The organism is Hydrogenophaga pseudoflava, assembly GCF_031020795.1.
GTDB lineage: Bacteria > Pseudomonadota > Gammaproteobacteria > Burkholderiales > Burkholderiaceae_C > Hydrogenophaga > Hydrogenophaga pseudoflava_A.
In genome coordinates, this window is record NZ_JAVHJP010000001.1 from 571,794 (window position 1) to 597,482 (window position 25,689).

Consider the following 25,689-nt stretch of genomic DNA (forward strand, 5'->3'; position numbering starts at 1 on the left):
GGGATGAGGACTGGAGTTCCACGCTCGGCGCCCCGAACCCGGGAAAACTAAAAACAAGGACTGCAATCGGGCGCAAATTGGTATCGCCAAGCGACGTCGATACCTATATGCTGGACCCTCGAAGCACCTATTCCTACAGCATTTGCCATGAGTATCTTTGTCATTGACGACCATCCCCTGATGCGCGAGGCCGTCGTCATGCTGCTCCGCCGCCTGCGGACTTCGACCCAGGTGATCGAACTGGAGCGCCTGGCGACCGTCAGCCGAGCCATCGCCGAACACGGCGAGCCGGAATTGGTGTGTCTGGACCTCAAGCTGCCCGACACCCATGGTGTGTCGGGAGTGCGGGAGATCCGCCAGATGCTGCCCGACACCTCGCTGATCGTGCTGTCGGCCTCCCCCGCCTCCGACTACGAGGACCTGGCCCGCGAGGCCGGCGCCGATGCCTATGTGGAGAAATCGGCCGGTGCGGCGCAGATTGGCCGCGTGCTGCGCGAATTCCTGGCCGATGAGCCGGAAGATGAGAACGCTCCGACAATTCCCGAGAAGCTCTCCAAGCGCCAGAAGCAGCTGCTGGTCATGCTCGACCGGGGTCTGTCCAACCGCGACATCGCCGAACAGCTGCAGATCAGTGAACACACGGTGAAGGTGCACCTGTGGCGTTTGTTCCGTCGTCTGAATGTCAAGAGCCGCTCGCAGGCCAGCCACCTGGCACGCACCGCCGGTCTGCTGGACATGTGATTCAGGTCGGCACGTCCGGTACGCCCTGCTGCTGGGTGTAGAGCGGAATCATCACGCGGAAGACACTGCCCCGGTTGGCTTCGGACGACAGCGCCAGCTGGTAACCCATCATCGTCGCCAGCTTGGACACGATGGTCAGCCCCAGCCCCAGGCTGTCCTCTGTGCCATGGTGCTGTGAGACCCTGAAGAACTCCTGGAAGATGGCCTGCTGGTGCTCGCGGGCGATCCCCACACCGGTGTCCCACACCTCGAACAGCAGCATGTCCTCCCGGTAGCGCAGCCCCAGCAGCACACCACCTTTGCTCGTGTGCTTGAGAGCGTTGGACAGCAGGTTACCCAGGATGCGCCGCAGCACCACGGGATCGGCCCAGATCACGGCCGGGCGGGTGTGGGTGCGCAACCTGATCGACTTGCCCGCAGCCACCGGGGCGAACTGCAGCGACAGGTCGGCGAACAGCTGCCGCACGTCCACATGCTGCAGACGCACCTTGTAGTTGCCGGCATCGATGCGCGTGAGGTCGAACAGCGAGTCGAACAGCTCGTTGATCGCCCGGGTGGACTGGAGGATGCGCGGCGAGATGTCGCGCGCCATCTCTGGCTCGGTGGCCAGCCAGTCGGCGTACAGGCTCAGCGCATGCACCGGCTGGCGCAGGTCGTGCGCGGCCGAAGCCAGAAAGCGGTTCTTGGTCGCCACGGCGCGCAGAGAGGCCCGGGTCTGTTGTGTCAGCGAATCGATCAGTTCCTGGTTCGAGAACTGGAGCTCGAAGCTGGAGCGGTAGACCTCGTTGAGGCGCTTGCCGGCGGACATCAGCAGCCACCAGAACAGCACCAGCAGCACCAGCAGGCCTGCAGTGGTGTCGAGGGGCATCGCGTTGGGAGACTGTGAGGACACCGTGAGCGGCGCCGCCACCAGGGCACCGGCGACCACCAGCACCACGGTGTTGGCGTAGGTTCGGAACACGGGCAGATAGGGACTGAACGAGACCAGTGAAATCAATCCTTGGCCCATCACCAGCATTCCGCAGATGAATTGCACGCCGACGCTTGATCGCCCGTAGCTCATTGGCACGACGCTGGCCCAGAGGAAGGCGATGACCATCCAGGACCACTGGTAACGTTTGATGAAGACCTTGCGACGAGAACCTTCCTGGCTGTCAAACCGGAGGCGGTAGACGCCCAGCATGCGGTAGCGGAACCCGATCATGAAGAGCAGGGCCACCACCCAGCCGAGGAGCACAAACAGGTTGACCTCGTTCCAGAGCATGAAGACCACCAATGGGATGGCCATGAGGGCAGCCCCGAGGGTGGGCATCACGTTGTCCATCAGCACGGCGATCAGCCGGGAGTTCACCCACTGGTCTCGCACCTCGGCGGTGGCCGGTACGTGCTGGTAGGTGGCGGGCTGGGTATCGACAAGCATGTGGTGCGCTCTGGGTGAGTGGCATTGTCGCACCGCACCCGAACCAGCGAAACGCGCAAAAAGCGACACCCAAGCTGCTGCTAGAATGCAGGGCTTGACCGCGGAGAGGTGGCAGAGTGGTCGAATGCACCGGATTCGAAATCCGGCATACAGGATCTCCTGTATCGAGGGTTCGAATCCCTCCTTCTCCGCCAGGAATTCGTTCCACGACAACGCCCACTTTCGAGTGGGCGTTGTCGTTTCCGGGCCCCTGGGTCAACCCAGCAAGGCCGCCAGTCCGCCCTCAGGCTCGAAGCGCCGGTTGCGGTAGCGCAGCCGCGTCGGCCCAATCCACACGGGCTCGCACACCGGGTGCGCAGAGTCGCCCGGGTAGCAGATCACGCGCTCGCCGTTCTCGTCGAACGGCTTCGGTTCGATCAGGGCCGGCGGGCGAGTGCGGGCGGCGTCGAGCGCCTCGGCAACACTCCGGAGACGCGCCAGCTGCACCAGGCTCATGATCTGTGGCGGTGCCAGGTCGATCTCGCCGGCCCAGTAACGCCGCAGTCCCTCGGCCGGAAGCACCCATACCACCTCGGTCGCCTCGAAGTTGTCCTGCACCGCCTCCTGGTCCTGCGGCGCCGCGGCGACGAAAAAGCGCGTGTCGAAGCGCTTGCGCGTCACCGACGGCTGGCGCGGAGTGATCCAGCGCGACCAGGGCCACAGCGAGTCCGCCGGCAGCGCCAACGCGCATTCCTCGCGGGTTTCGCGCAAGGCCGCTGCGAACAGGCCGCGCGCCACCGACGGCGCCAGCCCGGGCTCATCCAGGACCTGTGCGTACCAGCCGGCCTCGTGGTCCAGCCCCGGCAGCGCGGCTTCTCCGTCGCTCGCATCCAGCTTGCCGCCCGGAAACACATGCACGCCGCCGAGCACGCCCGCGTCGCCATGGCGGCGCACCATCAGCACCTCCAGCCCGCGCGTGCTGTCGCGCAGCACCATCACGGTGGCGGAGTCGATGGGTGCGCCGTCGACCGCGTCGAAGTGGATCTCGATCGCCATACGGCTCAGCCTGCGCTCTTGGGCGCAGGTTGCCAGCGGAAGAACATCGGGTAGACCTTCTCGACCACCGGCCCGTCGAAAGCCCAGGCCCGGCACTGGCCCAGGTGCATGGGCGGGCGGCCGTCACCCGCGGGCGCGAACGAGGACGAGCGGGTCTGGAAGGCGGCGGTCGCGAGGTTGAACAGCAGCTCGCGCAGGTGCGTGCAGCCGACGGTGCCGCCCAGGTGGCGTTCGATGGTCTTGCGCCAGCCCTTGCCCAGCGTCTCGCCGATCAGGCCCTGCATCGGCGGCATGGCCTGCGGGCAGGGGTCGTGCGGGTGGGCGTCCATGCTGACGGCGATGTCGCGGATCACCATGCTGTCGTCCACCGTCACCCGGATGCTCATCTGGTGGATCGGCTCATGGGGCGCCCATTCGCCTTCGCCCTCGATCTCGAAGGCGTGCGGTTTCGTGTCCAGCATGTCGCCCTCAATGTCCCACAGGCCATCGGCGCGGTGGAAGCCGCGGTACTCGACGCGGCGGGTGTGCATGGGGGTGCGTTCGGAAGGCGGCGGCAGTGGCAAGGCAGAACCTCAAGGTGAAACGGGCAACAGGCGCCATTGTCTCCGGGCGACCGGCGCGTCGCTGTCGCCGGCGACGGCCGCTTCAGGCAGGGCGACGGGGCGCCGGCCGGGCGTCCCGGTGCAGCATCCACTGCGCGGCGGCGCCGCACAGCGCCAGGCCCAGCATCAGCCAGCCCAGGTTGACCGCACCCTCGTGGCGGAACAGGCCGACGGCGAAACCACCCACAGCGCCCATGAGCTGCTGCGACAGGCCGGCCACCGCAGCGGCCGAGCCGGCCAGCGCCGGCAGCAGACCGACCGTGCCGGCCAGCGCGGGCGGCACGAGCAGGCCATGACCGATGCCCAGCAGCACCAGCGGCATGGCGAAGGCCAGCGGGGTGTCGAAGCCCGCCAGCGCCAGCAGCAGCATCAGCGCGACACCACCGACCGTGAGCAACTGGCCCAGGCGCATGATGCGACGCTCGCTGATGCGGTGCGACAGGTGCGTGGTCAGGTAGTTGCCCACGATGTAGGAGCCCGGGATGGCCATGATGTAGAAGCCGATGCCGTCGGGCTTGACGCCGTAGCTGCCCAGCACGATGGGCGCGCCGCCGAGGAAGGCGTAGAAAGTGGCGGTGGTCATGGCCAGCAGCAGCACGTGCAGGCCGAACGAGGGCTCTCTCGCCAGCTGCGCATAGGACGAGAGCATGGCTTTGAGCCAGTGCGGTTGCACGCCGGCGGCGCTCTGGTGTTCGGGCAGACCTCGCCAGGCCGCGAAGAACAGCAGCACCGCCAGCACGGCCATGACGACGAAGTTCGACTGCCAGCCCAGGCGCACGTGCAGTTGCCCGCCGATGATCGTGGCCAGCGGCGGGCACAGGCCCATCGCCATGCCGACATAAGCCATCACACGGGTGCGCTCCGGGCCGGCGAACAGGTCCTGCACCAGCGCGCGCCCGATCACCATACAGGCGGCACTGCCGGCGCCCTGCAGCACCCGCGCCAGCACCAGCGTCGGCAGGTCGGGCGCGAAGACCGCCATCACCGAGCCGGCGAAGGCGATGACCAGGCCGATCATCAGGATGCGCTTGCGGCCCAGTCGGTCCGACAGCGGCCCGTAGACCAGCTGCAGCGATCCGTAGGTGACGACATAGCCGCTGAAGGTGAGCTGCACCGCCGCCTGGCTGGAGCCGAAGATCGCGCCCCATTCCTGCATCGACGGCAGGCAGATGGTCATGGCCAGCAGGCCGAAGGCGAGCTGCGCCAGCAGGTTGGCGATCAGCAGGCCGCGGGGAGCGGTGGGGGTGGCGGGTGCGGTCATGGAGCCCCTGAGGCTACCGTGTTTCGCGCGCACGCCGCGTCCGCTGCGCGATACCCCCGGCTACCATCGCGCCATGAACCCTCATTACTGGTTGATGAAGTCCGAGCCCGAGGAGTGCTCGATCGACGACGCGCTGGCCGCACCCGGCGCCACCGTGCCCTGGACGGGCGTGCGCAACTACCAGGCGCGCAACTTCATGCGCGACGCGATGCGCGTCGGTGACGGCGTGCTGTTCTACCACTCCAGCTGCGCCGAGCCCGGCATCGTAGGACTGGCGCGCGTGGCCTCGGAGATCAAGCCCGACCCGACGCAGTTCGACCCGGCCTCACCCTACTTCGACCCCAAGTCCTCACCCGACCAGCCGCGCTGGCTGCTGCGGGATGTGCAGGCGCTGAAGAAGACCCGGCTGATCGGCCTGCCCGAGTTGCGCACCACGCCCGAACTGGCCGAGATGGTGGTGCTGCAGCGCGGCAGCCGGCTCTCGATCACGCCGGTGAGCGAGGCGCACTGGCGCTTCATCACCGAACGGCTGCTCGGCGCCTGAGGCCCAGAGCCCAGCCGATCAGGCCGGCCGCCACGACCGCGGTAAAGCCCCAGCCCAGCGCGCGCGAAATCGCCAGTTCGCCCTCACGCGCGGCGCCCATGAAGAACAGCACGAAGGCCAGCAGGTGCACGCCCGCGCGCTGCAGCCGCACCCAGAGCCGGTCCGGCCGGGCCGTCCACGCCAGCGCCACGTCCACACACCACCAGACGGCGAACACCGTGTCCAGCCGCGGCGCGCTCACCCGCGGCGTGTTCAGCACCCGCGACCAGTCGTTGCCAAACAGCTCCACCACCGCCCACCAGAAGTGCACCGCAAACACCAGCAGCGAAGCGGTCCAGGTGATGCGCCACAGACGCGCCGCCCAGGCTGCGCGTGCGGACAGCGGCAGCAGCGCCAGCGCCGGCGCTGCGAACAGCAGTGAGGCCCAGATGGTGAAAAAGGTGCGGTGCAGATCCTCGCGCTGCGTCTCCGACACGTCGGCCAAGCCGCCGCCCGGTGGCGAGAGGGAAAACAAGGGCCAATCCCGCGTCCAGGCCGCCGCCCCAAACACCAGCACCAGAGCCAGCGCCGCCAGCAGCACCGAGGTCATCAGATCGGTCCGGCGCCCATCGTTCGTCTCGTTCCTCGGGGTCATGTCGCTCCTGCGTAGTTGTGTCATCGTGAAAGGGCATAAATCGCATCGACCATCCGCGCATTCAGCGGCGCCTGGGCGCCCAGCGACTGCGCCAGCCGCACCACCTCGCCACACAGCTCGTTGATTTCGGTCGGCCGGCCCGCGGCCACGTCCTCAGCCATGCTGGAACGGGCGTGTGCATCCATGCGCAGCATGCGCAAGGCAAGCAGACGGAACAGCGGCGTCGGCAGCCGAAGCACCTGCAGGAAGCGTTTCCAGGGCAAGGGCGTGACGCGGTGCGGCTCGATGCGGGCCCGGTGCAGCAGGACCAGCGCCTCCTCCACCAGATCGGCGTAGCGGCGGCGGTGGCCGGCGTCCAGCAGCTGCGCCTTCAGGGGCAGACCAGACAGCGCTTTGACCGGGTTGTTCAGGTTGAGCAACAGCTTGCCCCACTGCACCGGCAGCATGTCGGCGTGCAGGGTCAGCGGCAGCCCGGCGCGCTCAAACACCGGCCGCCAGCCTGCCAGGCGGGCCGACGCGAGCGCCACCAGTTGCCCCGATGTGGCCTGGTGGAAATGCCCCGGACCGCGCCGCATGATGTTGAACGGCACCATCGCCGGCAACAGGCGGAGCCGAGGCGCAGCCTGCATCGCCTCCTCAGCCGGGAACAGCCCGTTCTGACAGCACAGCACCAGCGTGTCCCTGGCCACCGTGTGTGCAAGGCGAGCAAGAGCCGGTACCAGTGCGGGGCGCTTGACACACAAAAGCACCAGCGATGGTCGGCCACCGGCCGGCACGTCCGTGTGCAGCTGCAGGGCCGATGCCGGCACCTCGCTGCGCCCACCCGAGAGGTCGGTCAGTTGCAGTCCATGGACCGCCAGTTCGTCGAGCACCCCGGGCCGTCCGACGAAACCCACCGGCACCCCGGCCGCCTGCAGACGGCCACCGAAGTAACAGCCCACCAGGCCCGCACCCATCACCAGCACCGGCCCTGGGACCAGTTCGTCAAGCTGCTCCGGTCGGATCATTGGCCACCCGCGACCGGGGCGGTGCGGCGCCGCACCGGGCCCGCGGCCTGCTCGATGGACTCGCGCAGGCTGCGCAGCAGGCCCAGCGCCATCAGCAGCTCGGCCAGCACGAACATCGGCCCCACGAGCAGGCCGCGCAGGTCGTCAAAGAACGCCGGTTTGCGGCCTTCCCACACATGCCCCACGGCCTGGAACACCCAGCCGACCACAAAGCTGCCCAGCCCCCAGGTGAGCCAGGTGGCCGTGTCCGCTTCACCGAGGGGATCGGCCAGCGCCACCAGCGCGGCCAGCACCGCCAGGGTGGGCACCGTCAAAGACCAGCGCCCCTGTCGCAGGTACCAGACGCCCGTGAGCGCCCAGACCAGCCAGTGCGCGCCCGGCAGCAGGGCATCGGCCCCGCCCAGCGGCACGCGCGCCAGCATCACCGCGATGCCGAAGGCAATCAACGGGATGCCGACAAAGTGGGTCGCGATGTTGCGCGGGTCGCGGTGGTAGCGCGCGTACTCGATCAGCTGGCGGGTGGCGGTTTCCATGCGTGTCTCCTTGTCGTGGCGGCCGTGAAAGCGGCAAGCATGGCGGCACGGTGCCAGGGCGTCTGTCAAAATTTCGACAAACCCGCCGCCGCCCCGAAGGCAAACCCAAGCCGCCATGCCCCCGTCCACCCCGGCCCCGCCCGGACTGCACACCGCCCTGGCCAGCGACGAATGGTTCAGCGCCTGCGACCCGGCGCTGCAGGCAGAGTTGCTGCGCCTGGCCCGGATGCGCCACCTCGCCCCGGGCGAATCGCTGTTCGCGCGTGGCGGCGAGGCCGACGGTCTGTGCTGCGTGGTGGCGGGTGCGCTGCGCATCGGAACCCTCAACGCCGAGGGCAACGCGGCGCTGCTCGCGTACCTGGAGCCCTACCAGTGGTTCGGCGAGATTTCGCTCATCGACGGACGGCCGCGCACCCACGACGCCGTGGCCGACGGCCCCACCCAGGTGCTGGTGGTGCCGCGCGAAGCCTTGCTGCGCTGGCTGGACGCGCACCCGGCGATGTGGCGCGAACTGGCCCGGCTGGCCTGCCGCAAGCTGCGCGTGCTGTTCATCGCGGTGGAGGAGCTGGCCCAGCTGCCGCTGGAAGAGCGCGTCTGGCGCCGGCTGCAGCTGGTGGCCCGCGGCTACGGCAGCCGGGAGACCCCGCGACGGCACATCCGCCTGGGGCAGGAGCTGCTGGCCCAGATGCTGGGCGTGAGCCGCCAGAGCGTCAACAAGGCGCTCAAGACGCTGGAGGCCGGCGGCCGATTGCGGCTGCGCTATGGGGAGATCGAGCTGCTCACCCCTAATGAAAATCCCGGCTCTCCGGCGCCAGCCGGCCCAGCAAGGGGTTGAGGTTTTCCAGCCGGCCGGCGATGAGGTTGCAGACCTCGCCGTCGCGTTGCCATACGCCGTGCACCGCCAGCAGGCGGGAGCCGGTGAGTTCGGCGCGCTGGCGCTGGCGCAGCGCGCGCCAGACGATGACCTGCACGGTGCCGGTTTCGTCCTCCAGCGTCACGAAGACCACACCCTGCGAGGTGCCGGGCTGCTGGCGGCAGGTGACGATGCCGCAGGCGCGCACCAGGCGGCCATCGGGCGCGTCTTTGAGCTGCGCCGCGGTCATGAAGCGGCGCTTGGTCAGCCGCTCGCGCAGCAGGGCCAGTGGGTGGCGGCGCAAGGTCAGGCCGGTGGACGCGTAGTCCCAGACGATCGCTTCGCCTTCGGGGGCTTCGTCCAAATCCAGAGTGGCTTCGTTGACCGGGGCGCGGCGCAGGAGGGCGGGCGCGGCCTGCAGGGCGGAGGCGTCCCAGACCTGCTGGCGGCGGTGGCCGGCCAGGCTTTGCAGCGCATCCGCGGCGGCAAGGTGCTGCAAGGCCTGCCGGTCGAGTGGTGCGCGCAGCGCGAGGTCTTCGGTGCTGGCGAACGGCCTCTGCATCCGTGCAGCGCTGATGCGTTGGGCGTCTTCCTTCGAGAGTCCGCTCACCAGCCGCAGCCCCAGCCGCACCGCTGGCTGGCCGGGCGCCTCGGGCGCAGGCATGTCTTCGAGCGTGCAGTCCCAGTCGCTGTGGCCCACGTCGGCCGGGCGCACCACCACGCCGTGGCGCTGCGCGTCCTGCACCAGCTGGCTGGGGGTGTAGAAGCCCAGCGGCTGGCTGTTGAGCATGGCGGCCAGGAATTCGGCCGGATGGTGGCGCTTGATCCAGCAGCTGTCGTAGACCAGCAGCGCGAAGCTGACCGCATGGCTTTCGGGGAAGCCGTAGCTGGAGAAGCCCTTGACCTGCTCGACCACGCGCTGCGCGAATTCCAGCGGGTAGTTGTTGCGCGTCATGCCGTCGATGAGGCGGTGTTCGTAGGCGCCCAGACCGCCGTTGCGCCGCCACGCGCCCATGGCGCGGCGCAGGCCGTCGGCCTCGCCGGGCGTGAAGTCGGCCGCGATCATGGCGATCTGCATGCACTGCTCCTGGAACACCGGCACACCCAGCGTGCGCTCCAGAGCGGCCTCCAGGCCCTTGGGGTATTCCACCTCCTCCTTGCCCTGGCGCCGCCGCAGGTAGGGGTGGACCGCGCCACCCTGAATGGGACCGGGCCGCACCAGCGCGACCTCGACCACCAGGTCGTAGAAGGTGCGCGGTCGCAGGCGCGGCAGCATGGCCATCTGTGCGCGGCTCTCGATCTGGAACACGCCCACCGTGTCGGCGGCGCAGATCATGTCGAAGGTGGCTTCGTCCTTGTCGGGAATCGTGTGGATGGGCATGGGCCGGCCACGCCGCCGGCCGATGAAGTCCAGCGACTTGCGGATGGCCGTCAGCATGCCCAGGGCCAGCACATCCACCTTGAGCAGGCCCATGGCGTCGAGGTCGTCCTTGTCCCACTGGATCACCGTGCGGTCGGGCATGGACGCGTTTTCGATCGGCACCAGCCGCGCCAGCGGCCCGCTGGTGAGCACGAAGCCGCCGGTGTGTTGCGAGAGGTGGCGCGGGAAACCCAGCAATTGCTTGACCAGGGTGACGAACTGGCGCGCCGCCACACTGTCCGGGTCCAGGCCGGCTTCGCGCAGGCGCGTGTCGGCCAGACCGTCTTCGTCCCACCAGCGGTGGTCGCGCGCCAGTCGCTCGATCAGCGCGTCGTCAAAGCCCAGTGCCTTGCCGACGTCGCGCACGGTGCTGCGCGGGCGGTAGCGGATGACGGTGGCGGTGAGCGCGGCGCGGTCGCGCCCGTACTTTCTGTAGAGGTACTGGATGACCTCTTCGCGCCGTTCGTGCTCGAAGTCCACGTCGATGTCGGGTGGCTCGTTGCGCTCCTTCGAGAGGAAACGTTCGAACAGCAACGAGGAACGCGCCGGGTCCACCGCCGTCACGCCCAGGCAGTAGCAGACCGCGCTGTTGGCCGCCGAGCCGCGGCCCTGGCAGAGGATGCCCTGCGAGCGCGCGTAAGCCACGATGTCGTGCACGGTGAGGAAGTAGTGCTCGTAGCCGAGTTCGGTGATGAGGGCCAGCTCGTGTTCGATCTGATCGCGCACTTTCGGCGGCACGCCCTCGGGCCAGTGGCTGGCGGCACCGGCTTCGGTCAGGTCGCGCAGGTGCTGCGCCGGCGTGCGCCCCGGTGGCACCACCTCGGCCGGGTACTGGTAGCGCAGCTCGTCCAGCGACCAGCCCGCGCAACGCCCGGCGATGCGCAGGGTTTCGGCCAGCAGCTCGGGAGGAAAGCTCTGCGCCAGCCGCACGCGGGTGCGCAGGTGCTGCTCGGCGTTGGGTGTGAGCGCAAAGCCGCAGGCCGTCAGCGGCCTGCCGATGCGGATGGCGGTGAGCACGTCCTGCAGCGGCTTGCGCGAGCGCACGTGCATGTGCACATCGCCCACCGCCACCAGCGGCACCGCCGTGAGTGCGCCGGCCTCGCGCAGGCGGTGCAGGTGGATCGCGTCGTCCAGCCGGCCCAGCTGTGTCACGCCCAGCCAGCAGCGCCCCAGGAAAGCGCCCAGCAGCCAGCGCGCGGTGGTGTCGCACTGATCTTGCGTGGCGCCGCGCGGCGGCACGGCGATGGCCAGGCAGTCGGCCAGGGCCGCAGACTCCACATCGCCGAGCCGCAGCCGGTACGTGCCCTTGTCGGCCGAGCGCCGCAGCCGCGTGATGAGCTCGCAGAGGTTGCCGTAGCCCTGAAGGCTCGTGGCCAGCAGCGCCAGCGTGAAGTCGCCGGTGGGGCCATCGCTGGCCTGCACGCTGAACTGGCTGCCCACGATGAGCGGCAGTCCGTGTTTTTTGGCGGCCACATGGGCCTGAGCGATGCCCGCCATCGAACACTCGTCGGTGATGGCCAGCGCAGCGTAGCCCATGGCTTTGGCGCGCTCGACCAGTTCGCCCGGGTGGCTGGCGCCGCGCAGGAAGCTGAAGTTGGAACAGCACAGCAGCTCGCCGTAACCGGGCAGGGACATTGCAGGCCTTCAGGCGAACACACCGTGCAGGAACCAGGCCGGTTCGTCGGCCAGGCGTGTCTGGAACACCCACAGCACCCCCGCCAGCGGCGAGCGGGCGACCCAGTAGTCGCGCACCGCGTGTCGGGCCTGTCCGGCGGTTTCGTCGCGGTCCCACCAGCCGCCCTCCACCCTCTGCGGTCCCAGCAGCAGCTGCAACTCGCCCTGGTAGATCGGCCGGTGCTGGCGTACCAGCAGCTTCAGCGGCCGCGCCAGCAGCAGGGTCGGCTGCGGGCCGGCGGGCTGCACCGGCCAGGCCTCGCGCGGCAAGACCTGCGCCGCCGGCTGCCAGCGACCCATCGCCTCGGGCCGGTGGTCCTCGCACAGCACCGGTCGGACCACCCGGTCCTCGCCCAGCCGCGCCGCCAGCCGCTCCAGCACCTGGGCCAGCGGCTCCTGGCTGCGGGCGTCGCCGGGCAGCCACGAGGCGCTCTGCGGCGCCAGCGGCACCACGCCCTCGGCCGTCAGCCGCAGGTCACCGACCGGCGCGGCCAGCACCACATGCGACAGGTGCTCGGCCAGCAGACGCGCGAGGTGCCCCGCCTCGCGCGTGGCTTCGGCCGTGCGCACGGTCAGTTGCCCGCCCTCGCCCACCCCGCGCGAGCGCATCGCGTCGTGCGCCCAGTGCAGGGTGAAGGCGGTCACGCCGCTGTGGCGTGCGGCCAGCCAGGCCGAAAGCTGCAACAGCAGGCGGCGCGCGCCGGACACCAGCGCACCCGCGTCGTCGACCCGGTGCGGCAGCTCCAGCCGCGCATCGAACACCGCCGGCAGTACGACCCAGACATGCGTCTCGGGCGCGCGACCGTAGGCCTGGTCCAGCGCCGCCAGCAGCGCCGCATCGAAACGCCGCGCCAGACCCGCGCGCGGCAGCCGCCGCACATCGCCCAGGGTGCGGCAGCCGATGCGCGACAGGGTCGGCAGGTGCGGCCGCACGACGCTCAGGGTGGCCATCGGCAGCGCGTCCAGCGCGCGCTCCAGCGGCGCCGACACGCCGTCTTCCACTCCCGCCCGCGCCAGCGCCAGCGCCGCCAGGGCGTTGGGTGCCCAGGCCAGTGCCACCGCGCCCAGTTCGCAGGCCCCGGGCCACAGCCGCTCACGCAGCGCCGCCCGCCCGCCGAACAGGCGCAGGCTCGCCCCCACCTCCAGCAACACGGCCTCTTCGGCGACGGCGACACGGGGCGTGAACTGCAGCGCCCAGACCGCCAGCGCCTGCAGCGCCGCGTCAGTGGGGGACGGCGGGTCGTCGGTGCTCGGCAGTCGGAGTGCGGACCACAGCATGGTCGACCTCGCGGGGAAGGGCCGTTTGGCCCAGGTTCAGCAGCCGGGGTGGCAGCACCGCCGACAGCCCGGCCGGCAGCGCCGGCAGGTGCAGGGTGTGCGCCAGCGGCGGCCCTTTGCGCTTGACCACGTCGACCGACAGGGCCCAGCCCTCACCCGGACGCACCAGCAGACGCAGGGGTGCCGCCGAGGATTCGCGCGCCGCGCCAGCCGGCCGGCACAGCCACACCGGGCCTTCGTGGGCACTGGCCAGCACCTGCAGACGCCGCAGCTGCGCCGGCCGCGCCTGGGGCAGCCAGGCCAGCACCGCCCCGCAGGCCCCGGCCTTGACCAGCTGCTCGGTGGCCCAGAGGCGCTCGGCAGGGCCATCGGCCCGCACCCAGACCAGGTGCCGGGCCGTGATGCCGTGCGGCAGCAGGCCCGGCAGGTGCGGCGGCTGGGGTGGCCCGATCAGCGCCACGCTGCGCCCGGAGGCACCCACCCGCCCCAATGCGTGTCCCAGCAGGCGGAACTCCAGGGCGCCTGCGGGACTCAGCAACAGCTCGGTGAGACCGAAACCGGGCCAGCCCCCGCCTGGCAAGGCCGCGTCCAGCGCCTCGAACCCGCTGGCGCAGCTGGCGGTGACCGGCCGGCCCAGCGCATCGCCGCGCCAGACGAGGGCGGACAGGCTGGCCGGCAGATCGCCGGACGGGCGGGGGAACGTGGGGGGCATGGCGGCAACGGGATTCGAATACTGTTTTTATGTACAGTAAAAGAAAACGAACCGATTGTCCACTCCCTGTATCACGGTCATGGAACCATTCAATTAGCACTCACTCATAGAGAGTGCTAACATTTCTGCAAGACCACTGAGGAGGTTCTTCACATGTCCCCCACCCTGCTCGCCCCCGCCGCCCTGCCGTCAACCACACTGGCCGCTGCCAGTCCGTGGAGCCGCTCGCTGACGCTGCCGGCCCTGGGCAACCTGGACGCGTACATCTCCGCGGTCAACCGCATGCCGCTGCTGACACTGGAAGAAGAGCAAAACGCGGCCCGCCGCCTGCGCGACCACAACGACATTGAAGCCGCCGGCCAGCTGGTAATGTCGCACCTTCGCCTGGTGGTCTCCATCGCCCGCCAGTACTTGGGCTACGGCCTGCCCCACGGCGACCTGATCCAGGAAGGCAACGTCGGCCTCATGAAAGCCGTCAAGCGCTTCGACCCCGACCAGGGCGTGCGCCTGGTGAGCTACGCGATCCACTGGATCAAGGCCGAGATCCACGAATACATCCTGAAGAACTGGCGCATGGTCAAGGTTGCCACGACCAAGGCCCAGCGCAAGCTGTTCTTCAACCTGCGCTCGATGAAGCAGGGCTTCCGCGCGGAAGCCGCCGAAGGCGACACCCACCGCGAGGGCCTGTCGGACAGCGAGATCGACGTGGTCGCACGGGACCTCAAGGTCAAGCCGGAGGAAGTGCGCGAGATGGAGACGCGCCTGTCCGGCGGCGACGTGGTGCTCGATCCCTCGCCGGCGGACGACGGTGAAGAGACCTACGGCCCGATCGCCTGGCTGGCCGACGCCAACCACGAGCCGACCGCGATGATCGAATCGGCCCAGCGCGACGTGCTGGCCACCGAAGGCATCGCACGCGCCATGGGCGAGCTCGACGACCGCTCGCGCCGCATCGTGACCGAGCGCTGGCTCCGGGTGAACGACGACGGTTCGGGCGGCATGACGCTGCACGAGTTGGCGGCCGAGTACGGCGTGAGCGCCGAACGCATCCGCCAGATCGAGGTGGCGGCCATGAAGAAGATGCGCAAGGCGCTGGCCGAATTCGCCTGAACCGGCGCCCTCAGCGCACGAGATCGATGCGGTCGATGGTCGGCCGCACCCCCAGCCGCGCCGGCAAGCCGATCGTGCCCAGGCCGGGCGTCACCAGCAGGCGCCCCGCGGGCGCGTCGTACAGCCCGTTCCACCAGGGCTGCAGGGAATTCGTCTTGCGCAGAAACCAGGGCGTGAAGCCGGGAATCCAGATCTGCCCGCCGTGGGTGTGCCCTGCCATGGACAGGAACGCCGCCTCCTTCGGCAGCAGGGCCACGGTGTCGGGCTGGTGCACCACCACCAGCCGCCGCGCCGCCATCGGACTTTGCCCACCGGGCCAGAAACGACGGATCTGCTCCTGCGGCCGCCCGCCCCACTGGTCGTCCAGCCCCACCAGCTCCCAGCCTTTCCAGGCCACGGCCTCCCCTTCGATCAGCCGCACACCGTGCTGCGTCAGCGCTTCGCGCAGCGGGACGGTGAGGTCCGGACCCGGGGCCTGCACATCGTGGTTGCCCAGCACGCCCCAGACCGGGTGGCGCAGGCGTGAAAGCGGTGCAAAGCCGCTGCGCAGGTCCTGCGTCGGCTCGTGGGTCCAGTCGCCCGCGACGATCACCGCATCGACCTCCATCGCATTGAGCCGGTCGACCAGATCATCCAGCTGGCGGTCGCGAAAGAACAGACCCCAGTGGATGTCGGCCACCAGCGCGAGCTTCAGCGGCTGCGCGTCGGCCGTAATTCCCGAAAGGGTGGTGTGGCGCACGCGGATCCAGTGGGGCTCCACCCACGACGACCACAACCCCACCAGCACCAACAGCGCATAGACCGGGTGGCGCCAGCGGCGCGCACCGCGCTCGATGCGCCAGCGCAGCCACAGGCCCACCAGCAGCGGCAATCCCGCCAGGCGCGGCGCCCAGTAGAGCCAGAGCATGACGAAGTTGCGCGCCTCCAGGCGCGGCGTGTGCCAGCGCCCCCAGTGATCCCAGACCGTGACCACCAGCGACAGCAGCAGCGCCCCGCCGAACAGCCACCAGACGCGGCGGTCCAGGCGTTGCAGGTCGCCCACAATGGTGTCAGTGTTCGCGGCGCAGTGCCGGGAACAGGATCACGTCGCGGATGCTGGGGGAGTCGGTCAGCAGCATCATCAGGCGGTCGATGCCGATGCCGCAGCCGCCGGCCGGCGGCATGCCGTATTCGAGCGCGCGGATGAAGTCGGCGTCGTAGTACATCGCCTCCTCATCGCCGCCGTCCTTGGCCGCGACCTGGGCCTGGAAACGCGCGGCCTGGTCCTCGGCGTCGTTCAGCTCCGAGAAGGCGTTGCCGAACTCGCGGCCGGTGATGTAGAGCTCGAAACGCTCGGTCACCTCGGGCCGGTCGTCGTTGGCGCGCGCCAGCGGCGAGATCTCGGTCGGGTGTTCCATGATGAAGGTCGGGTTCCAGAGCTTCTCTTCCACCGTCTCTTCGAAGTACAGCACCTGCAGGCTGGCCAGCGAGCGGGTCGAGAGCTGGTGCTTCTCTTCGCTCAGGCCCAGCTTGCGCAGCGCCGGAATCAGCCAGGCCGGATCGTCCACACCGGCACCGGCCTCGGTGTACTTGAGGATGGCCTCGCGGATGGTCAGGCGTTCGAAGGGCGAGAACACGTCCACCGGCTGGCCGTTGTAGGTCAGCGGCGTGTCGCCGTGCACCTGTTTCACGACATGGCGGATCAGCTGTTCGTTGAAGTCCATCAGGTCCTGGTAGTTCCAGTACGCCGCGTAGAACTCCATCATGGTGAATTCGGGGTTGTGGCGGACGCTGATGCCTTCGTTGCGGAAGTTGCGGTTGATCTCGAACACGCGCTCGAAACCGCCGACCAGCAGGCGCTTCAAGTACAGCTCGGGCGCAATGCGCAGGAACATCTCCTGGTCGAGCGCGTTGTGGTGCGTCTTGAAGGGCTTGGCGTTGGCACCGCCGGGGATGGGGTGCAGCATCGGCGTTTCCACCTCCAGGAAGCCGTGGCCGACCATGTACTCGCGGATGCTGGCCAGCGCCATGCTGCGGGTGACGAAGCGCTTGCGGGCGCCTTCGTCGGTCATCAGGTCCACATAACGCTGGCGGTACTTGATTTCCTGGTCGTGGATGCCGTGGAACTTGTCGGGCAGCGGGCGCAGGCTCTTGGTGATCAGGCGGATCTGGTCGGCGTGGATCGACAGCTCGCCGGTGCGGGTGCGCATCAGCACACCTTCGGCCGCGACGATGTCACCCAGGTCCCAGTGCTTGAAGGCGGCCAGTTTCTCTTCGCCCACGCTGTCGGTGTTCAGGTAGAGCTGGATGCGGCCGCCGCTGGGTCCGAAGGACGAGTCCTGGATGGTGGCGAAACAGGCTTTGCCCATCACGCGCTTGAGCATCATGCGGCCCGAGACGCAGGCGCGCACCGGGGTCGCCTCCAGCACTTCCTTGCTCGATTCGCCGTGGGCAGCGAACAGGGCCTCGGCCGTGTCGCGCGGCTTGAAGTCGTTGGGAAACGCCACACCCTCGCCGCGCTGCTGCGCCTCGCGCAGGCCTTTGAGTTTCTCGCGCCGCTCCGCAATCAGCTGGTTGTCGTCGGCGGCGGGGATGGCGTGGGCGTGTTCGGTGGTCATGGTGTTGGACAAATAAAAACGGGTTGCGCCCAAAAAGCGCAACCCGTCATTGTAGTTTTCCGCGAAACGGTCAGTGTCCGAGGTACGCCTCGCGCACCTTCGGGTCCACCAGCAGGTCCTTGCCGGCGCCGGTCATCGTGATCAGACCGGAGTCCATGACGTAACCGCGGTCGGCGATCTGCAGCGCGCGCTGGGCATTCTGCTCCACCAGCACGATGGTCACGCCCTGGGCCGACACGTCGCGCACCACCTCGAAGATCTTGTCCACCATGATCGGCGACAGACCCATCGACGGCTCGTCCAGCAGCAGCACCTTGGGCTGGCTCATCAGCGCGCGCGCCATCGCCAGCATCTGCTGCTCGCCGCCCGACATCGTGCCTGCCAGCTGGTCCTTGCGTTCCTTCAGGCGCGGGAAGATCCCGAACATGCGCTCGATGTCGGTCTCGATGCCGGCCTTGTCGCTGCGGATGTAGGCGCCCATCAGCAGGTTCTCGGTGATGGTCATGCGGGTGAAGACGCCGCGGCCTTCCGGCACCATCGCCAGCCCCTGCTTGACCAAGTCCCAGGCGCCACGGCCCTTGATGCTCTGGCCGAGGTACTCGATGTCACCGCCTTCGAAGCCCAGAGAGCCGGTGATGGCCTTCATGGTGGTGGTCTTGCCGGCACCGTTGGAGCCGATCAGGGAAATCAGTTCGCCTTCGCGCACTTCCAGGTCGACGCCCTTGACGGCCTTGATGCCGCCATACGCCACCTTCAGGCCGCTGACTTTGAGGAGTGTGTTTGCCATGTTGTTCTCGCTCTCTCTTTCAGTGGCCACCGGTGCCCAGATACGCCTCGATCACCTTGGGATCGCTCTGCACTTCGGCCGGGGTGCCGGACGAAAGCTGTTTGCCGTAGTCCAGCACGGTCACGCGGTCACACAGGCCCATCACCAGCTTCACGTCGTGCTCGATCAGCAGGATGGTGCGGTTGTCGTTGCGGATGCGGTCGATCAGTTCGCGCAGCTGCACCTTCTCGGTGGCGTTCATGCCAGCGGCCGGCTCGTCCAGCGCAATCAGTTGCGGGTCGGTGGCCAGCGCTCGTGCAATCTCCAGCCGGCGCTGGTCGCCGTAGCTCAGGGTGCGCGACTTGTAGTCGGCCAGCTTGCCGATGCCCACGTAGTCAAGCAGTTCCCTGGCGCGTGCGGTGATCTCGGCCTCTTCCTTCTTGAACCCCGAGGTCCGCAGCACGGCGCCCAGGATGCCCGAGTGGGTGCGCACATGGCGCCCGACCATCACGTTCTCCAGCGCCGTCATTTCGGCGAACAGGCGGATGTTCTGGAAGGTGCGCGCAATGCCCGCCTTGGCCACTTCGTGCACGGCCGTCGGCGTGTAGGGCTTGCCAGCCAGCTCGAAGGTACCGCTGTCGGGCGTGTAGAGACCGGTCAGCACGTTGAAGAAGGTGGTCTTGCCGGCGCCGTTGGGGCCGATCAGGCCATAGACCTGCCCACGCTGGATGGTGAGACCCACATCGCTGAGGGCCTGCAGGCCGCCAAAGCGCTTGGAGACGTTGGCGACTTTGAGAATGGTTTCGCTCATGTTCGTGTCCTTTCGCTCACTTGGCCAACGACTTGCCGTGTTCGGGCGCAGGCCAGAGTCCCTTCGGACGCAACAGCATCACCACCACCATGGCCAGCGCGATTAGCAGCTGACGCAGGATCTCGGGGCCCAGTCGGCCACCGGTCAGTTCGGTCAGCGGGCCCGCCACATGGCGCAGCACTTCGGGCAGACCGGCCAGAAGCAGGGCGCCCAGGATCACGCCCGGGATGTGGCCGATGCCACCCACCACGACCATCGCCACCACCATCACCGACTCCATCAGCGAGAAGGACTCGGGCGAGACGAAGCGCTGGAAGGACGAGAACAGCACGCCGGACATGCCGCCGAAGGTGGCGCCCATGCCGAAGGCCAGCAGCTTGAGGTTGCGCGTGTTCAGGCCCATGGCCTTGGCGGCGATTTCGTCTTCGCGGATGGCCATCCAGGCGCGGCCGACACGGGAGTCCTGCAGGCGGTAGGACAGGACGATCGACAGGATCACGAAGAACAGGAACAGGTAGTAATAGAGCGTCACCGGCTGGATGGTGTAGCTCCAGTCGCCGATGGCCAGCGTGTGCCGCTGCCCCATGTTGAAGCCGAACACCGTGATCGGATCGATCTGCGCGATGCCTTTGGGCCCGTTGGTGATGTTCACCGGACGGTCCAGGTTGAGCATGAAGATGCGGATGATCTCGCCGAAGCCCAGCGTGATGATCGCCAGGTAGTCGCCGCGCAGCTTCAGGGTCGGCGCACCGAGCAGCATGCCGACGACCCCGGCCACGACGGCTGCCAGGATCATCACCAGCCAGATGTTGAGATGCAGGCCGTTGGGGAACATGGCCTTGATGGCCGGGAACGTGTCGATCAGGTGCGGCGAGGCGAGCAGGCCGTACAGATAGGCACCGACAGCGAAAAACGCGATGTAGCCCAGGTCCAGCAGGCCGGCGTAACCGACCACGATGTTGAGGCCGAGGGCCAGCAGCACATAGAGCAGCGCCAGGTCCACGATGCGAACCCAGGAGTTGCTGCCAGTGGCCTGCAGCAGCAGGGGCAGCGCAAACAGCGCAATGGCGGCCAGGGCCCAGACCGCGAGCTTGCCGGGATTGGTCTTCGTCATGATGGTTCTCCCGTATCAGGCGCGGTCGGCCACGCGCTCGCCCAGCAGACCCGAGGGGCGCAGCGTGAGCACCAGGGCCAGCACGATGAAGGCGAAGATGTCGACGTACTGGCTGCCCAGCACGCCACCCGTGAGCTGGCCCAGGTAACCGGCGCCCAGCGACTCGATCAGGCCCAGTGCGACACCACCGACCACAGCACCGGCGAGGTTGCCGATGCCGCCCATGACCGCCGCCACAAAGGCCTTGAGGCCGGGCATGAAGCCCATCGCGTGCTGCACGGTGCCGTAGTTGGAAGCCCACATCACGCCGGCGATGGCGGCCAGCATGGCACCGATGATGAAGGTGGCGGAGATGACCACATCGGGCTTGATGCCCATCAGCGCCGCGACCCGCGGGTTCTCGGCGGTGGCCCGCATCGCGCGGCCCAGGTTGGTCTTGTTCACCAGCCACATCAGGAAGGCCAGCGTGATGGCCGTGGCGGCCAGAATGACGATCTGCGTGACCGAGATCACCGCGCCGGCAAACTCGATCGGCTCACGCGAGAGCGTCGCCGGATAGGCCTTCGGGTTGGGTTCCCAGATGATCATCGCGAAAGTCTGCAACAGCAGCGACATGCCGATGGCGGTGATCAGCGGCGCCAGCCGGGGCGAGTTGCGCAGCGGCCGGTAGGCGAGTTTCTCGATGGTGAAATTGAGCGCCGCGCACACCACCATGGCGATGAGCGTGGCCACCAGCAACACCAGCCAGCCGGGCATGCCGACCGAACTGTCGATCATCATGCGGATGATGGTCCAGCTGGTCAGCGCCCCGACCATGAGCACGTCACCGTGCGCGAAGTTGATAAGACCGATGATGCCGTACACCATGGTGTACCCGAGCGCCACCAGCGCATACATACTGCCCAGGACCAGACCGTTGATGATCTGCTGCAGCAAGACGTCCATGAAGTTTTCTCCGTGTTTTTGACAGGCCGGGACACCAGACCGGGAAATCCGATCCCGCGCCGTTGTGCGGCGCGGGGCCCCGTGTTCAGACCCGCTTCAACTTAGCAAAAAACCCGCCAGGCCAGACCTTGAAACAGGGCAGACGGCGGGTTGGAGGCGGATTGTAGCCAAGGGTCACCTTGCACCCGATGAGGGCGAGCCCTGATTCCGCGCGGGTTTTCCCTCGGTTTTCACCCCCGGAATGCGCTGCATCAGCGCATCAGACCCTTCATTAGTCTTTTTGATCATTGAGCCGCTTGAGCTCGCGCAACTTATCGCCGATGCGGATTTCCAGCCCCCGGTCGACCGGCCGGTAGAACTGCGTACCGGCCATGCCTTCGGGCAGATAGGTCTCACCGGCCGCAAAACCTCCCGCCTCGTCGTGCGCATAGCGGTAGCCCTTGCCGTAGTCGAGCGCCTTCATCAGCTTGGTAGGTGCATTGCGCAGGTGCATGGGCACCGGGCGGCTGCCGTCTTTCTTGACAAAGGCCCTGGCCTCGTTGAAGGCCTTGTAGACCGCATTCGACTTGGGCGCCACCGCCAGATAGATCACGCATTCGGCCAGTGCCAGCTCGCCCTCCGGGCTGCCCAGGCGTTCATAGACCTCGGCGGCGTCCAGCGCCAGCCGAAGCGCGCGCGGGTCCGCCAGGCCGATGTCTTCCGCCGCCATGCGGATCAGCCGCCGCGCCATGTAGCGCGGGTCCGCACCACCGTCGAGCATGCGCACGAACCAGTACAGCGCCGCATCGGGGTCGGAGCCGCGCACGCTTTTGTGCAGGGCACTGATGGTGTCGTAGAACTGCTCGCCGCCCTTGTCGTAGCGGCGCATGCGCTCACCCAGCACGCGCAGCAGCCAGGCATCGGTCACCTGTTCCAGTTTTTCACGCTGGGCGGCCACCGCCAGGGTCTCCAGCGTGTTGAGCAGGCGCCGCGCATCGCCGTCGGCATAGGCGATCAGCCGGTCTTCAGCGGCTTTCTCGATGGCGGGCACCGCACCAATGCCCTGCGCACGTGTCACCAACTGGCGCAGATCGTCCTCGCCCAGCGGCTGCAGCACGTACACCGCCGCACGGGACAGCAAGGCGGAATTGACCTCGAACGAGGGGTTCTCGGTGGTGGCGCCGATGAAGGTGAACAGCCCGCTTTCCACGTGCGGCAGGAAGGCGTCCTGCTGGCTTTTGTTGAAACGGTGCACCTCGTCGACAAAGACGATGGTGCGCTGCGCGTGCAGACCATCGCGGACGGCCTCGGCCCGCTCCACCGCCTCGCGGATGTCCTTGACTCCGCCCAGCACCGCACTGATGGTGATGAACTGGGCGTCGAAGGCATCGGCCATCAGTCGCGCGATGGTGGTTTTGCCCACACCCGGCGGCCCCCAGAGGATGCAGCTGTGCGGCTGGCCGGACTCGAAAGCCAGGCGCAGCGCCATGCCCTCACCCAGCAGGTGCTGCTGGCCGATCACCTCGCCCAGCGTGCGCGGTCGCAGGCGCTCAGCCAGCGGTTGGTGGGCGGCAGCGGTGACCACGCGGTTCAGGGACGGATGACGTCGGCGCCGGCGGGCGGCTGGAAGCGAAAGCGCTCGGGCTTGATCGCCACATTGCCCTGCCACTGCGCAAAGCTCAGGACCGAGCGCTGGCCGAGTCCGTCAATGATCTCCAGCACCGCCAATTGCCCCTGCCGGAATCCGACCTTCACGCCCTGCAACTGCCCGTCCTTCGCCTTGGGCTGTGCGTCGACCCATTCCATGCCGTCCCGGGCCGCGCCCGCCTTGAGCTCGAACGCATCGGAAAGACCCTTGAGGTCGGTGCCCGAGGCGATCAGCGCGGCGGGGGTGCTGCCCAGTGCGTCCTGCTGCTTGCGCGCAGTGACCTGGTTGAGATCCACGTCGTACAGCCACAGGGTCTGGCCGTCGGCCACGATGGTCTGCTCGAACGGCTTGGTGTACTCGAAGCGGAATCGCCCCGGGCGCTGGAACTCGAAACGGCCGCTGGACGTCTTGCTGCGCGCTGTGGCTTCGCCCTCGCGCTTGGGCGAGGTCACGACCTGGGTGAAGTTGGCCTGCGCACTCTTCACCTCGCGCAGAAACGATTCGAGATCCTGCAGACCGTCGGCATGGACGACCGACGCGGCAAGAGACAGCACGATGGCAAAAAAGGTTCTGTGGTTCATGAACGTATGGGAGCCCGCAGCTCCACAAAGGTTTCCGGGCGACCGTCAGTCGCCACGCGGCGCCACCAGGATGTCGCGCTGGCCGCTGGAGGTGAGCGCACTCACCAAGCCGGCGTTTTCCATGTCTTCGAGCAGGCGGGCCGCGCGGTTGTAGCCGATCTTGAGCTTGCGCTGCACATACGAGATGCTGGCCTTGCGGTCCTGAAGCACGATGGCCACGGCCTGGTCGTACAGCGGGTCCTTCTCGCCGCCTTCACCTCCCCCATCGCCAAAGATGTCGCCACCTTCACCGTCACCTGCAATGGACTCCAGCACACCGTCGATGTAGTTGGGCTCACCGTACTGCTCCTTGAGATACGAAGCCACACGGTGCACCTCGTCGTCGCTCACAAAGGCGCCGTGCACCCGGATCGGAAAGCCCGTGCCCGAGGGCATGTAGAGCATGTCGCCCATGCCCAGCAGGCTCTCGGCGCCCATCTGGTCCAGGATGGTGCGGCTGTCGATCTTGCTGCTGACCTGGAACGAGATGCGGGTCGGGATGTTGGCCTTGATCAGGCCGGTGATCACGTCCACGCTGGGCCGCTGCGTCGCCAGGATCAGGTGGATGCCCGCGGCGCGCGCCTTCTGCGCCAGCCGGGCGATCAGCTCCTCGATCTTCTTGCCCACCACCATCATCAGGTCGGCCAGTTCGTCGATCACCACCACGATGTGCGGCAGCCGCTCCAGCGGCTCGGGCTGCTCGGGCGTCAGGCTGAAGGGGTTTCCGATGTGTTCGCCGCGCGCCTTGGCCTCGTCGATCTTGGCGTTGAAACCGGCCAGGTTGCGCACGCCCAGCTTGCTCATGAGCTTGTAGCGCTTCTCCATCTCCGCCACGCACCAGTTCAGACCGTTGGCCGCCTGTTTCATGTCGGTCACCACCGGACACAGCAAGTGCGGAATGCCTTCGTAGACGCTCAGTTCCAGCATCTTCGGGTCGATCAGCAGCAGGCGCACGTCCTTGGCGTCGGCCTTGTAGAGCAGCGACAGGATCATGGCGTTGATGCCCACCGACTTGCCCGAGCCGGTGGTTCCGGCGACCAGGCAGTGCGGCATCTTGGCCAGGTCGGCCACCACCGGCAGGCCGGCGATGTCTTTGCCCAGCCCCATCGTCAGCAGGCTCTTGGCCTCGTGGTAGACCTGCGAACCCAGGATCTCGCTGAGCTTGATGGTCTGGCGCTTGGCGTTGGGCAGTTCCAGCGCCATCAGGTTCTTTCCCGGAATGGTCTCGATCACGCGGATCGACACCAGGGACAGCGAGCGCGCCAGATCGCGGCTCAGGTTGACGATCTGCGACCCCTTCACCCCCGTGGCTGGTTCGATCTCATAGCGCGTGATCACCGGGCCGGGCGCCGCGGCCACCACCCGCACCTCCACGCCGAAGTCCTTGAGCTTCTTCTCGATCAGGCGGCTGGTCATCTCCAGCGTCTGGGCGTCCACGCCCTGCTGGTGCGACGGCGCGCTGTCCAGCAGGTCGACCTGCGGCAGCTTGCTGTCGGGCATCTCGGTGAACAAGGGCTTCTGGCGCTCCTTGGCCACGCGCTCGCTCTTGGGCACTTCGACCCGCGCCGGCTCGATCACCACCGGCGTCGGGTGCTGCTCCTCGATCACATCACGCTCGACCTGCACCACCACCTCGCGCTCTCGAGCCGCCTGTTCGCCGATGCGCTGGTCCTCCACCGCCTCGCGCTTTTCGCGCCGGGACTGGAACCACTCGTCGAACTGGGCGCCCAGGCGCTCCGCCCAGTGGCCCCAGGAAAACTGGAACACCCTGGGCGTGGTCAAGACGATCAGGGCCAGCGCAGCCAGAGCCGAGCCGGTGAACCCTAGCCAGCGGACTCCCCACGGACCCAGCAGATGACCCAGCACACCGCCGCCGTGTCCCGGGAGCAGGGTTTCGAACCGGTACAGGCGGCTCCATTCGAGCAAGGCGCTGCCGACCATCAGTGCCACCAGAGAAAGCCCGTAGAGGGCGCGCTGGACGGCGGCTTTTTGCCAGAAGGTGGCCTCCTCGGCGTCGCCTGATTCGCCACGCTCCGCTCCCGGCCCGCGCAAACGATTGGCGAGGGCCGACAACCACACCCGCCATCCCGCCAGCAACAGCCACCAGACGGAGAAGCCGAACAGGTAATAGCTCGCGTCAGAAAGCCAGGCGCCCAGTTGCCCGCCCCAGTTGCGGAGCTCACCCTCATTGCCAGTGGTGCTCCAAGCCGGATCGCCCAGGCTGTGGCTGAGCAGCGCGATCAGCCAGAAACAGAGCAGTGCCGCTCCCAGCACCAGGGCCAGCTCGTGGGCAAACCGGGAAACGCCACTCGCAGGCGGATTCGTCCGGTCGGCGTTGAGCGTGTTGATGGAATACGTCATAAACCTCGCCAAATTGCGGCAACG

General features: G+C 67.9%; 23 protein-coding genes and 1 tRNA gene. 5 read left to right on the forward strand and 19 right to left on the reverse strand.

Annotation, left to right across the window (positions count from 1 at the left end; translation table 11 throughout):
- Positions 1–147 precede the first annotated feature (147 nt).
- Entirely contained in the window at positions 148–741 is a 594-nt protein-coding gene (locus RCO38_RS02815; RefSeq protein WP_079365478.1) for a response regulator transcription factor, read from the forward strand.
- Between the two features lies 1 nt (position 742).
- Here the strand turns inward: RCO38_RS02815 and RCO38_RS02820 are convergent, their stop codons facing one another.
- Complete coding sequence (locus RCO38_RS02820) at positions 743–2,161, reverse strand: sensor histidine kinase (RefSeq protein WP_308326775.1); 1,419 nt, start codon at positions 2,159–2,161, stop codon at positions 743–745.
- Positions 2,162–2,263: 102 nt separating this feature from the next.
- Here RCO38_RS02820 and RCO38_RS02825 point away from each other — a divergent pair.
- Positions 2,264–2,355 (forward strand) — tRNA-Ser (locus RCO38_RS02825).
- A gap of 61 nt (positions 2,356–2,416) precedes the next feature.
- Here the strand turns inward: RCO38_RS02825 and RCO38_RS02830 are convergent.
- From RCO38_RS02830 to RCO38_RS02840, 3 genes are all read right to left on the reverse strand, one after another.
- Positions 2,417–3,196, reverse strand: a complete 780-nt coding sequence (locus RCO38_RS02830; RefSeq protein ID WP_308326776.1) for an NUDIX hydrolase — start codon at positions 3,194–3,196, stop codon at positions 2,417–2,419.
- 5 nt (positions 3,197–3,201) lie between these two features.
- Entirely contained in the window at positions 3,202–3,726 is a 525-nt protein-coding gene (locus RCO38_RS02835) for a DUF2889 domain-containing protein (RefSeq protein ID WP_308326777.1), read from the reverse strand.
- Between the two features lie 115 nt (positions 3,727–3,841).
- On the reverse strand, positions 3,842–5,059 hold the full coding sequence (locus tag RCO38_RS02840) for a multidrug effflux MFS transporter (RefSeq protein WP_308326778.1): 1,218 nt from the start codon (positions 5,057–5,059) through the stop codon (positions 3,842–3,844).
- A gap of 73 nt (positions 5,060–5,132) precedes the next feature.
- Here RCO38_RS02840 and RCO38_RS02845 point away from each other — a divergent pair, with 73 nt between their 5' ends.
- A complete protein-coding gene (locus RCO38_RS02845) occupies positions 5,133–5,603 on the forward strand; it encodes an EVE domain-containing protein (RefSeq protein WP_308326779.1) in 471 nt (156 codons plus the stop codon).
- On the opposite strand, the gene RCO38_RS02850 is transcribed toward RCO38_RS02845, so the two are convergent.
- From RCO38_RS02850 to RCO38_RS02860, 3 genes are read right to left on the reverse strand one after another with little or no spacing between them, the layout of a single operon-like run.
- Positions 5,578–6,237 (reverse strand): hypothetical protein, encoded by a 660-nt coding sequence (locus RCO38_RS02850; protein ID WP_308326780.1) that lies wholly within the window; start codon positions 6,235–6,237, stop codon positions 5,578–5,580. The two genes, RCO38_RS02845 and RCO38_RS02850, sit on opposite strands and share 26 nt — an antisense overlap.
- A gap of 20 nt (positions 6,238–6,257) precedes the next feature.
- Positions 6,258–7,244 (reverse strand): 2-dehydropantoate 2-reductase, encoded by a 987-nt coding sequence (locus RCO38_RS02855; RefSeq protein ID WP_308326781.1) that lies wholly within the window; start codon positions 7,242–7,244, stop codon positions 6,258–6,260.
- On the reverse strand, positions 7,241–7,777 hold the full coding sequence (locus RCO38_RS02860) for an Mpo1 family 2-hydroxy fatty acid dioxygenase (RefSeq protein WP_308326782.1): 537 nt from the start codon (positions 7,775–7,777) through the stop codon (positions 7,241–7,243). Before RCO38_RS02860 ends, RCO38_RS02855 begins: the two co-directional genes overlap by 4 nt.
- Positions 7,778–7,892: 115 nt before the next feature.
- On the opposite strand from RCO38_RS02860, the gene RCO38_RS02865 reads away from it, so the two are divergent.
- Positions 7,893–8,612 carry a Crp/Fnr family transcriptional regulator gene (locus RCO38_RS02865; protein ID WP_308326783.1) on the forward strand — a complete coding sequence of 240 codons (720 nt, stop codon included), beginning with the start codon at positions 7,893–7,895 and terminating at the stop codon, positions 8,610–8,612.
- Here the strand turns inward: RCO38_RS02865 and RCO38_RS02870 are convergent.
- Genes RCO38_RS02870 through imuA form a run of 3 tightly spaced genes read right to left on the reverse strand, consistent with a single transcriptional unit; the run spans position 8,563 to position 13,714 of the window.
- Positions 8,563–11,685, reverse strand: a complete 3,123-nt coding sequence (locus RCO38_RS02870) for an error-prone DNA polymerase (protein ID WP_308326784.1) — start codon at positions 11,683–11,685, stop codon at positions 8,563–8,565. The two genes, RCO38_RS02865 and RCO38_RS02870, sit on opposite strands and share 50 nt — an antisense overlap.
- 9 nt (positions 11,686–11,694) lie before the next feature.
- The gene (locus tag RCO38_RS02875; protein WP_308326785.1) at positions 11,695–13,002 is read right to left on the reverse strand and encodes a Y-family DNA polymerase; all 1,308 of its coding nucleotides are present in this window, start codon (positions 13,000–13,002) and stop codon (positions 11,695–11,697) included.
- Positions 12,947–13,714 carry a translesion DNA synthesis-associated protein ImuA gene (gene imuA / locus RCO38_RS02880; protein ID WP_308326786.1) on the reverse strand — a complete coding sequence of 256 codons (768 nt, stop codon included), beginning with the start codon at positions 13,712–13,714 and terminating at the stop codon, positions 12,947–12,949. The genes RCO38_RS02875 and imuA overlap by 56 nt, the downstream gene beginning before the upstream one ends.
- A 153-nt stretch (positions 13,715–13,867) precedes the next feature.
- Between imuA and rpoH the strand changes: the two genes are divergently transcribed.
- The gene (gene rpoH / locus RCO38_RS02885) at positions 13,868–14,824 is read left to right on the forward strand and encodes an RNA polymerase sigma factor RpoH (protein WP_308326787.1); all 957 of its coding nucleotides are present in this window, start codon (positions 13,868–13,870) and stop codon (positions 14,822–14,824) included.
- A gap of 10 nt (positions 14,825–14,834) precedes the next feature.
- Here the strand turns inward: rpoH and RCO38_RS02890 are convergent, their stop codons facing one another.
- The 9 genes from RCO38_RS02890 to RCO38_RS02930 all read right to left on the reverse strand — a co-directional run bounded on the left by RCO38_RS02890 (position 14,835) and on the right by RCO38_RS02930 (position 25,665).
- Complete coding sequence (locus RCO38_RS02890) at positions 14,835–15,866, reverse strand: metallophosphoesterase (RefSeq protein WP_308326788.1); 1,032 nt, start codon at positions 15,864–15,866, stop codon at positions 14,835–14,837.
- A 7-nt stretch (positions 15,867–15,873) separates the two neighbouring features.
- Positions 15,874–17,421, reverse strand: coding sequence for a lysine--tRNA ligase (gene lysS / locus RCO38_RS02895; RefSeq protein ID WP_308326789.1), 1,548 nt, complete (start codon positions 17,419–17,421; stop codon positions 15,874–15,876).
- A 70-nt stretch (positions 17,422–17,491) separates the two neighbouring features.
- A complete protein-coding gene (locus tag RCO38_RS02900; RefSeq protein WP_308326790.1) occupies positions 17,492–18,208 on the reverse strand; it encodes an ABC transporter ATP-binding protein in 717 nt (238 codons plus the stop codon).
- Between the two features lie 19 nt (positions 18,209–18,227).
- Positions 18,228–18,998: an ABC transporter ATP-binding protein gene (locus RCO38_RS02905; protein WP_308326791.1), complete on the reverse strand. Its 771-nt coding sequence runs from the start codon at positions 18,996–18,998 to the stop codon at positions 18,228–18,230.
- Between the two features lie 16 nt (positions 18,999–19,014).
- Positions 19,015–20,112: a branched-chain amino acid ABC transporter permease gene (locus tag RCO38_RS02910; protein ID WP_308326792.1), complete on the reverse strand. Its 1,098-nt coding sequence runs from the start codon at positions 20,110–20,112 to the stop codon at positions 19,015–19,017.
- 15 nt (positions 20,113–20,127) lie between these two features.
- Entirely contained in the window at positions 20,128–21,057 is a 930-nt protein-coding gene (locus RCO38_RS02915) for a branched-chain amino acid ABC transporter permease (RefSeq protein ID WP_308326793.1), read from the reverse strand.
- A 271-nt stretch (positions 21,058–21,328) separates the two neighbouring features.
- Complete coding sequence (locus RCO38_RS02920) at positions 21,329–22,621, reverse strand: replication-associated recombination protein A (RefSeq protein WP_308326794.1); 1,293 nt, start codon at positions 22,619–22,621, stop codon at positions 21,329–21,331.
- A 5-nt stretch (positions 22,622–22,626) separates the two neighbouring features.
- Positions 22,627–23,265 carry an outer membrane lipoprotein chaperone LolA gene (lolA, locus tag RCO38_RS02925; protein ID WP_308326795.1) on the reverse strand — a complete coding sequence of 213 codons (639 nt, stop codon included), beginning with the start codon at positions 23,263–23,265 and terminating at the stop codon, positions 22,627–22,629.
- Positions 23,266–23,310: 45 nt separating this feature from the next.
- Entirely contained in the window at positions 23,311–25,665 is a 2,355-nt protein-coding gene (locus tag RCO38_RS02930; RefSeq protein WP_308326796.1) for a DNA translocase FtsK, read from the reverse strand.
- Positions 25,666–25,689 lie beyond the last annotated feature (24 nt).

What these genes read in the sequence shown, in the direction of transcription:
- RCO38_RS02860 (WP_308326782.1), bottom strand. Translation starts at nt 7,777, where the DNA reads ATGGAAACCGCCACCCGCCAGCTGATCGAGTACGCGCGCTACCACCGC.
- rpoH (WP_308326787.1), top strand. Translation starts at nt 13,868, where the DNA reads ATGTCCCCCACCCTGCTCGCCCCCGCCGCCCTGCCGTCAACCACACTG.
- RCO38_RS02850 (WP_308326780.1), bottom strand. Translation starts at nt 6,237, where the DNA reads ATGACCCCGAGGAACGAGACGAACGATGGGCGCCGGACCGATCTGATG.
- imuA (WP_308326786.1), bottom strand. Translation starts at nt 13,714, where the DNA reads ATGCCCCCCACGTTCCCCCGCCCGTCCGGCGATCTGCCGGCCAGCCTG.
- RCO38_RS02900 (WP_308326790.1), bottom strand. Translation starts at nt 18,208, where the DNA reads ATGGCAAACACACTCCTCAAAGTCAGCGGCCTGAAGGTGGCGTATGGC.
- RCO38_RS02815 (WP_079365478.1), top strand. Translation starts at nt 148, where the DNA reads ATGAGTATCTTTGTCATTGACGACCATCCCCTGATGCGCGAGGCCGTC.
- RCO38_RS02830 (WP_308326776.1), bottom strand. Translation starts at nt 3,196, where the DNA reads ATGGCGATCGAGATCCACTTCGACGCGGTCGACGGCGCACCCATCGAC.
- RCO38_RS02875 (WP_308326785.1), bottom strand. Translation starts at nt 13,002, where the DNA reads ATGCTGTGGTCCGCACTCCGACTGCCGAGCACCGACGACCCGCCGTCC.
- RCO38_RS02930 (WP_308326796.1), bottom strand. Translation starts at nt 25,665, where the DNA reads ATGACGTATTCCATCAACACGCTCAACGCCGACCGGACGAATCCGCCT.
- RCO38_RS02820 (WP_308326775.1), bottom strand. Translation starts at nt 2,161, where the DNA reads ATGCTTGTCGATACCCAGCCCGCCACCTACCAGCACGTACCGGCCACC.
- RCO38_RS02905 (WP_308326791.1), bottom strand. Translation starts at nt 18,998, where the DNA reads ATGAGCGAAACCATTCTCAAAGTCGCCAACGTCTCCAAGCGCTTTGGC.
- lysS (WP_308326789.1), bottom strand. Translation starts at nt 17,421, where the DNA reads ATGACCACCGAACACGCCCACGCCATCCCCGCCGCCGACGACAACCAG.
- lolA (WP_308326795.1), bottom strand. Translation starts at nt 23,265, where the DNA reads ATGAACCACAGAACCTTTTTTGCCATCGTGCTGTCTCTTGCCGCGTCG.
- RCO38_RS02865 (WP_308326783.1), top strand. Translation starts at nt 7,893, where the DNA reads ATGCCCCCGTCCACCCCGGCCCCGCCCGGACTGCACACCGCCCTGGCC.
- RCO38_RS02855 (WP_308326781.1), bottom strand. Translation starts at nt 7,244, where the DNA reads ATGATCCGACCGGAGCAGCTTGACGAACTGGTCCCAGGGCCGGTGCTG.
- RCO38_RS02845 (WP_308326779.1), top strand. Translation starts at nt 5,133, where the DNA reads ATGAACCCTCATTACTGGTTGATGAAGTCCGAGCCCGAGGAGTGCTCG.
- RCO38_RS02910 (WP_308326792.1), bottom strand. Translation starts at nt 20,112, where the DNA reads ATGACGAAGACCAATCCCGGCAAGCTCGCGGTCTGGGCCCTGGCCGCC.
- RCO38_RS02870 (WP_308326784.1), bottom strand. Translation starts at nt 11,685, where the DNA reads ATGTCCCTGCCCGGTTACGGCGAGCTGCTGTGCTGTTCCAACTTCAGC.
- RCO38_RS02915 (WP_308326793.1), bottom strand. Translation starts at nt 21,057, where the DNA reads ATGGACGTCTTGCTGCAGCAGATCATCAACGGTCTGGTCCTGGGCAGT.
- RCO38_RS02840 (WP_308326778.1), bottom strand. Translation starts at nt 5,059, where the DNA reads ATGACCGCACCCGCCACCCCCACCGCTCCCCGCGGCCTGCTGATCGCC.
- RCO38_RS02835 (WP_308326777.1), bottom strand. Translation starts at nt 3,726, where the DNA reads ATGCACACCCGCCGCGTCGAGTACCGCGGCTTCCACCGCGCCGATGGC.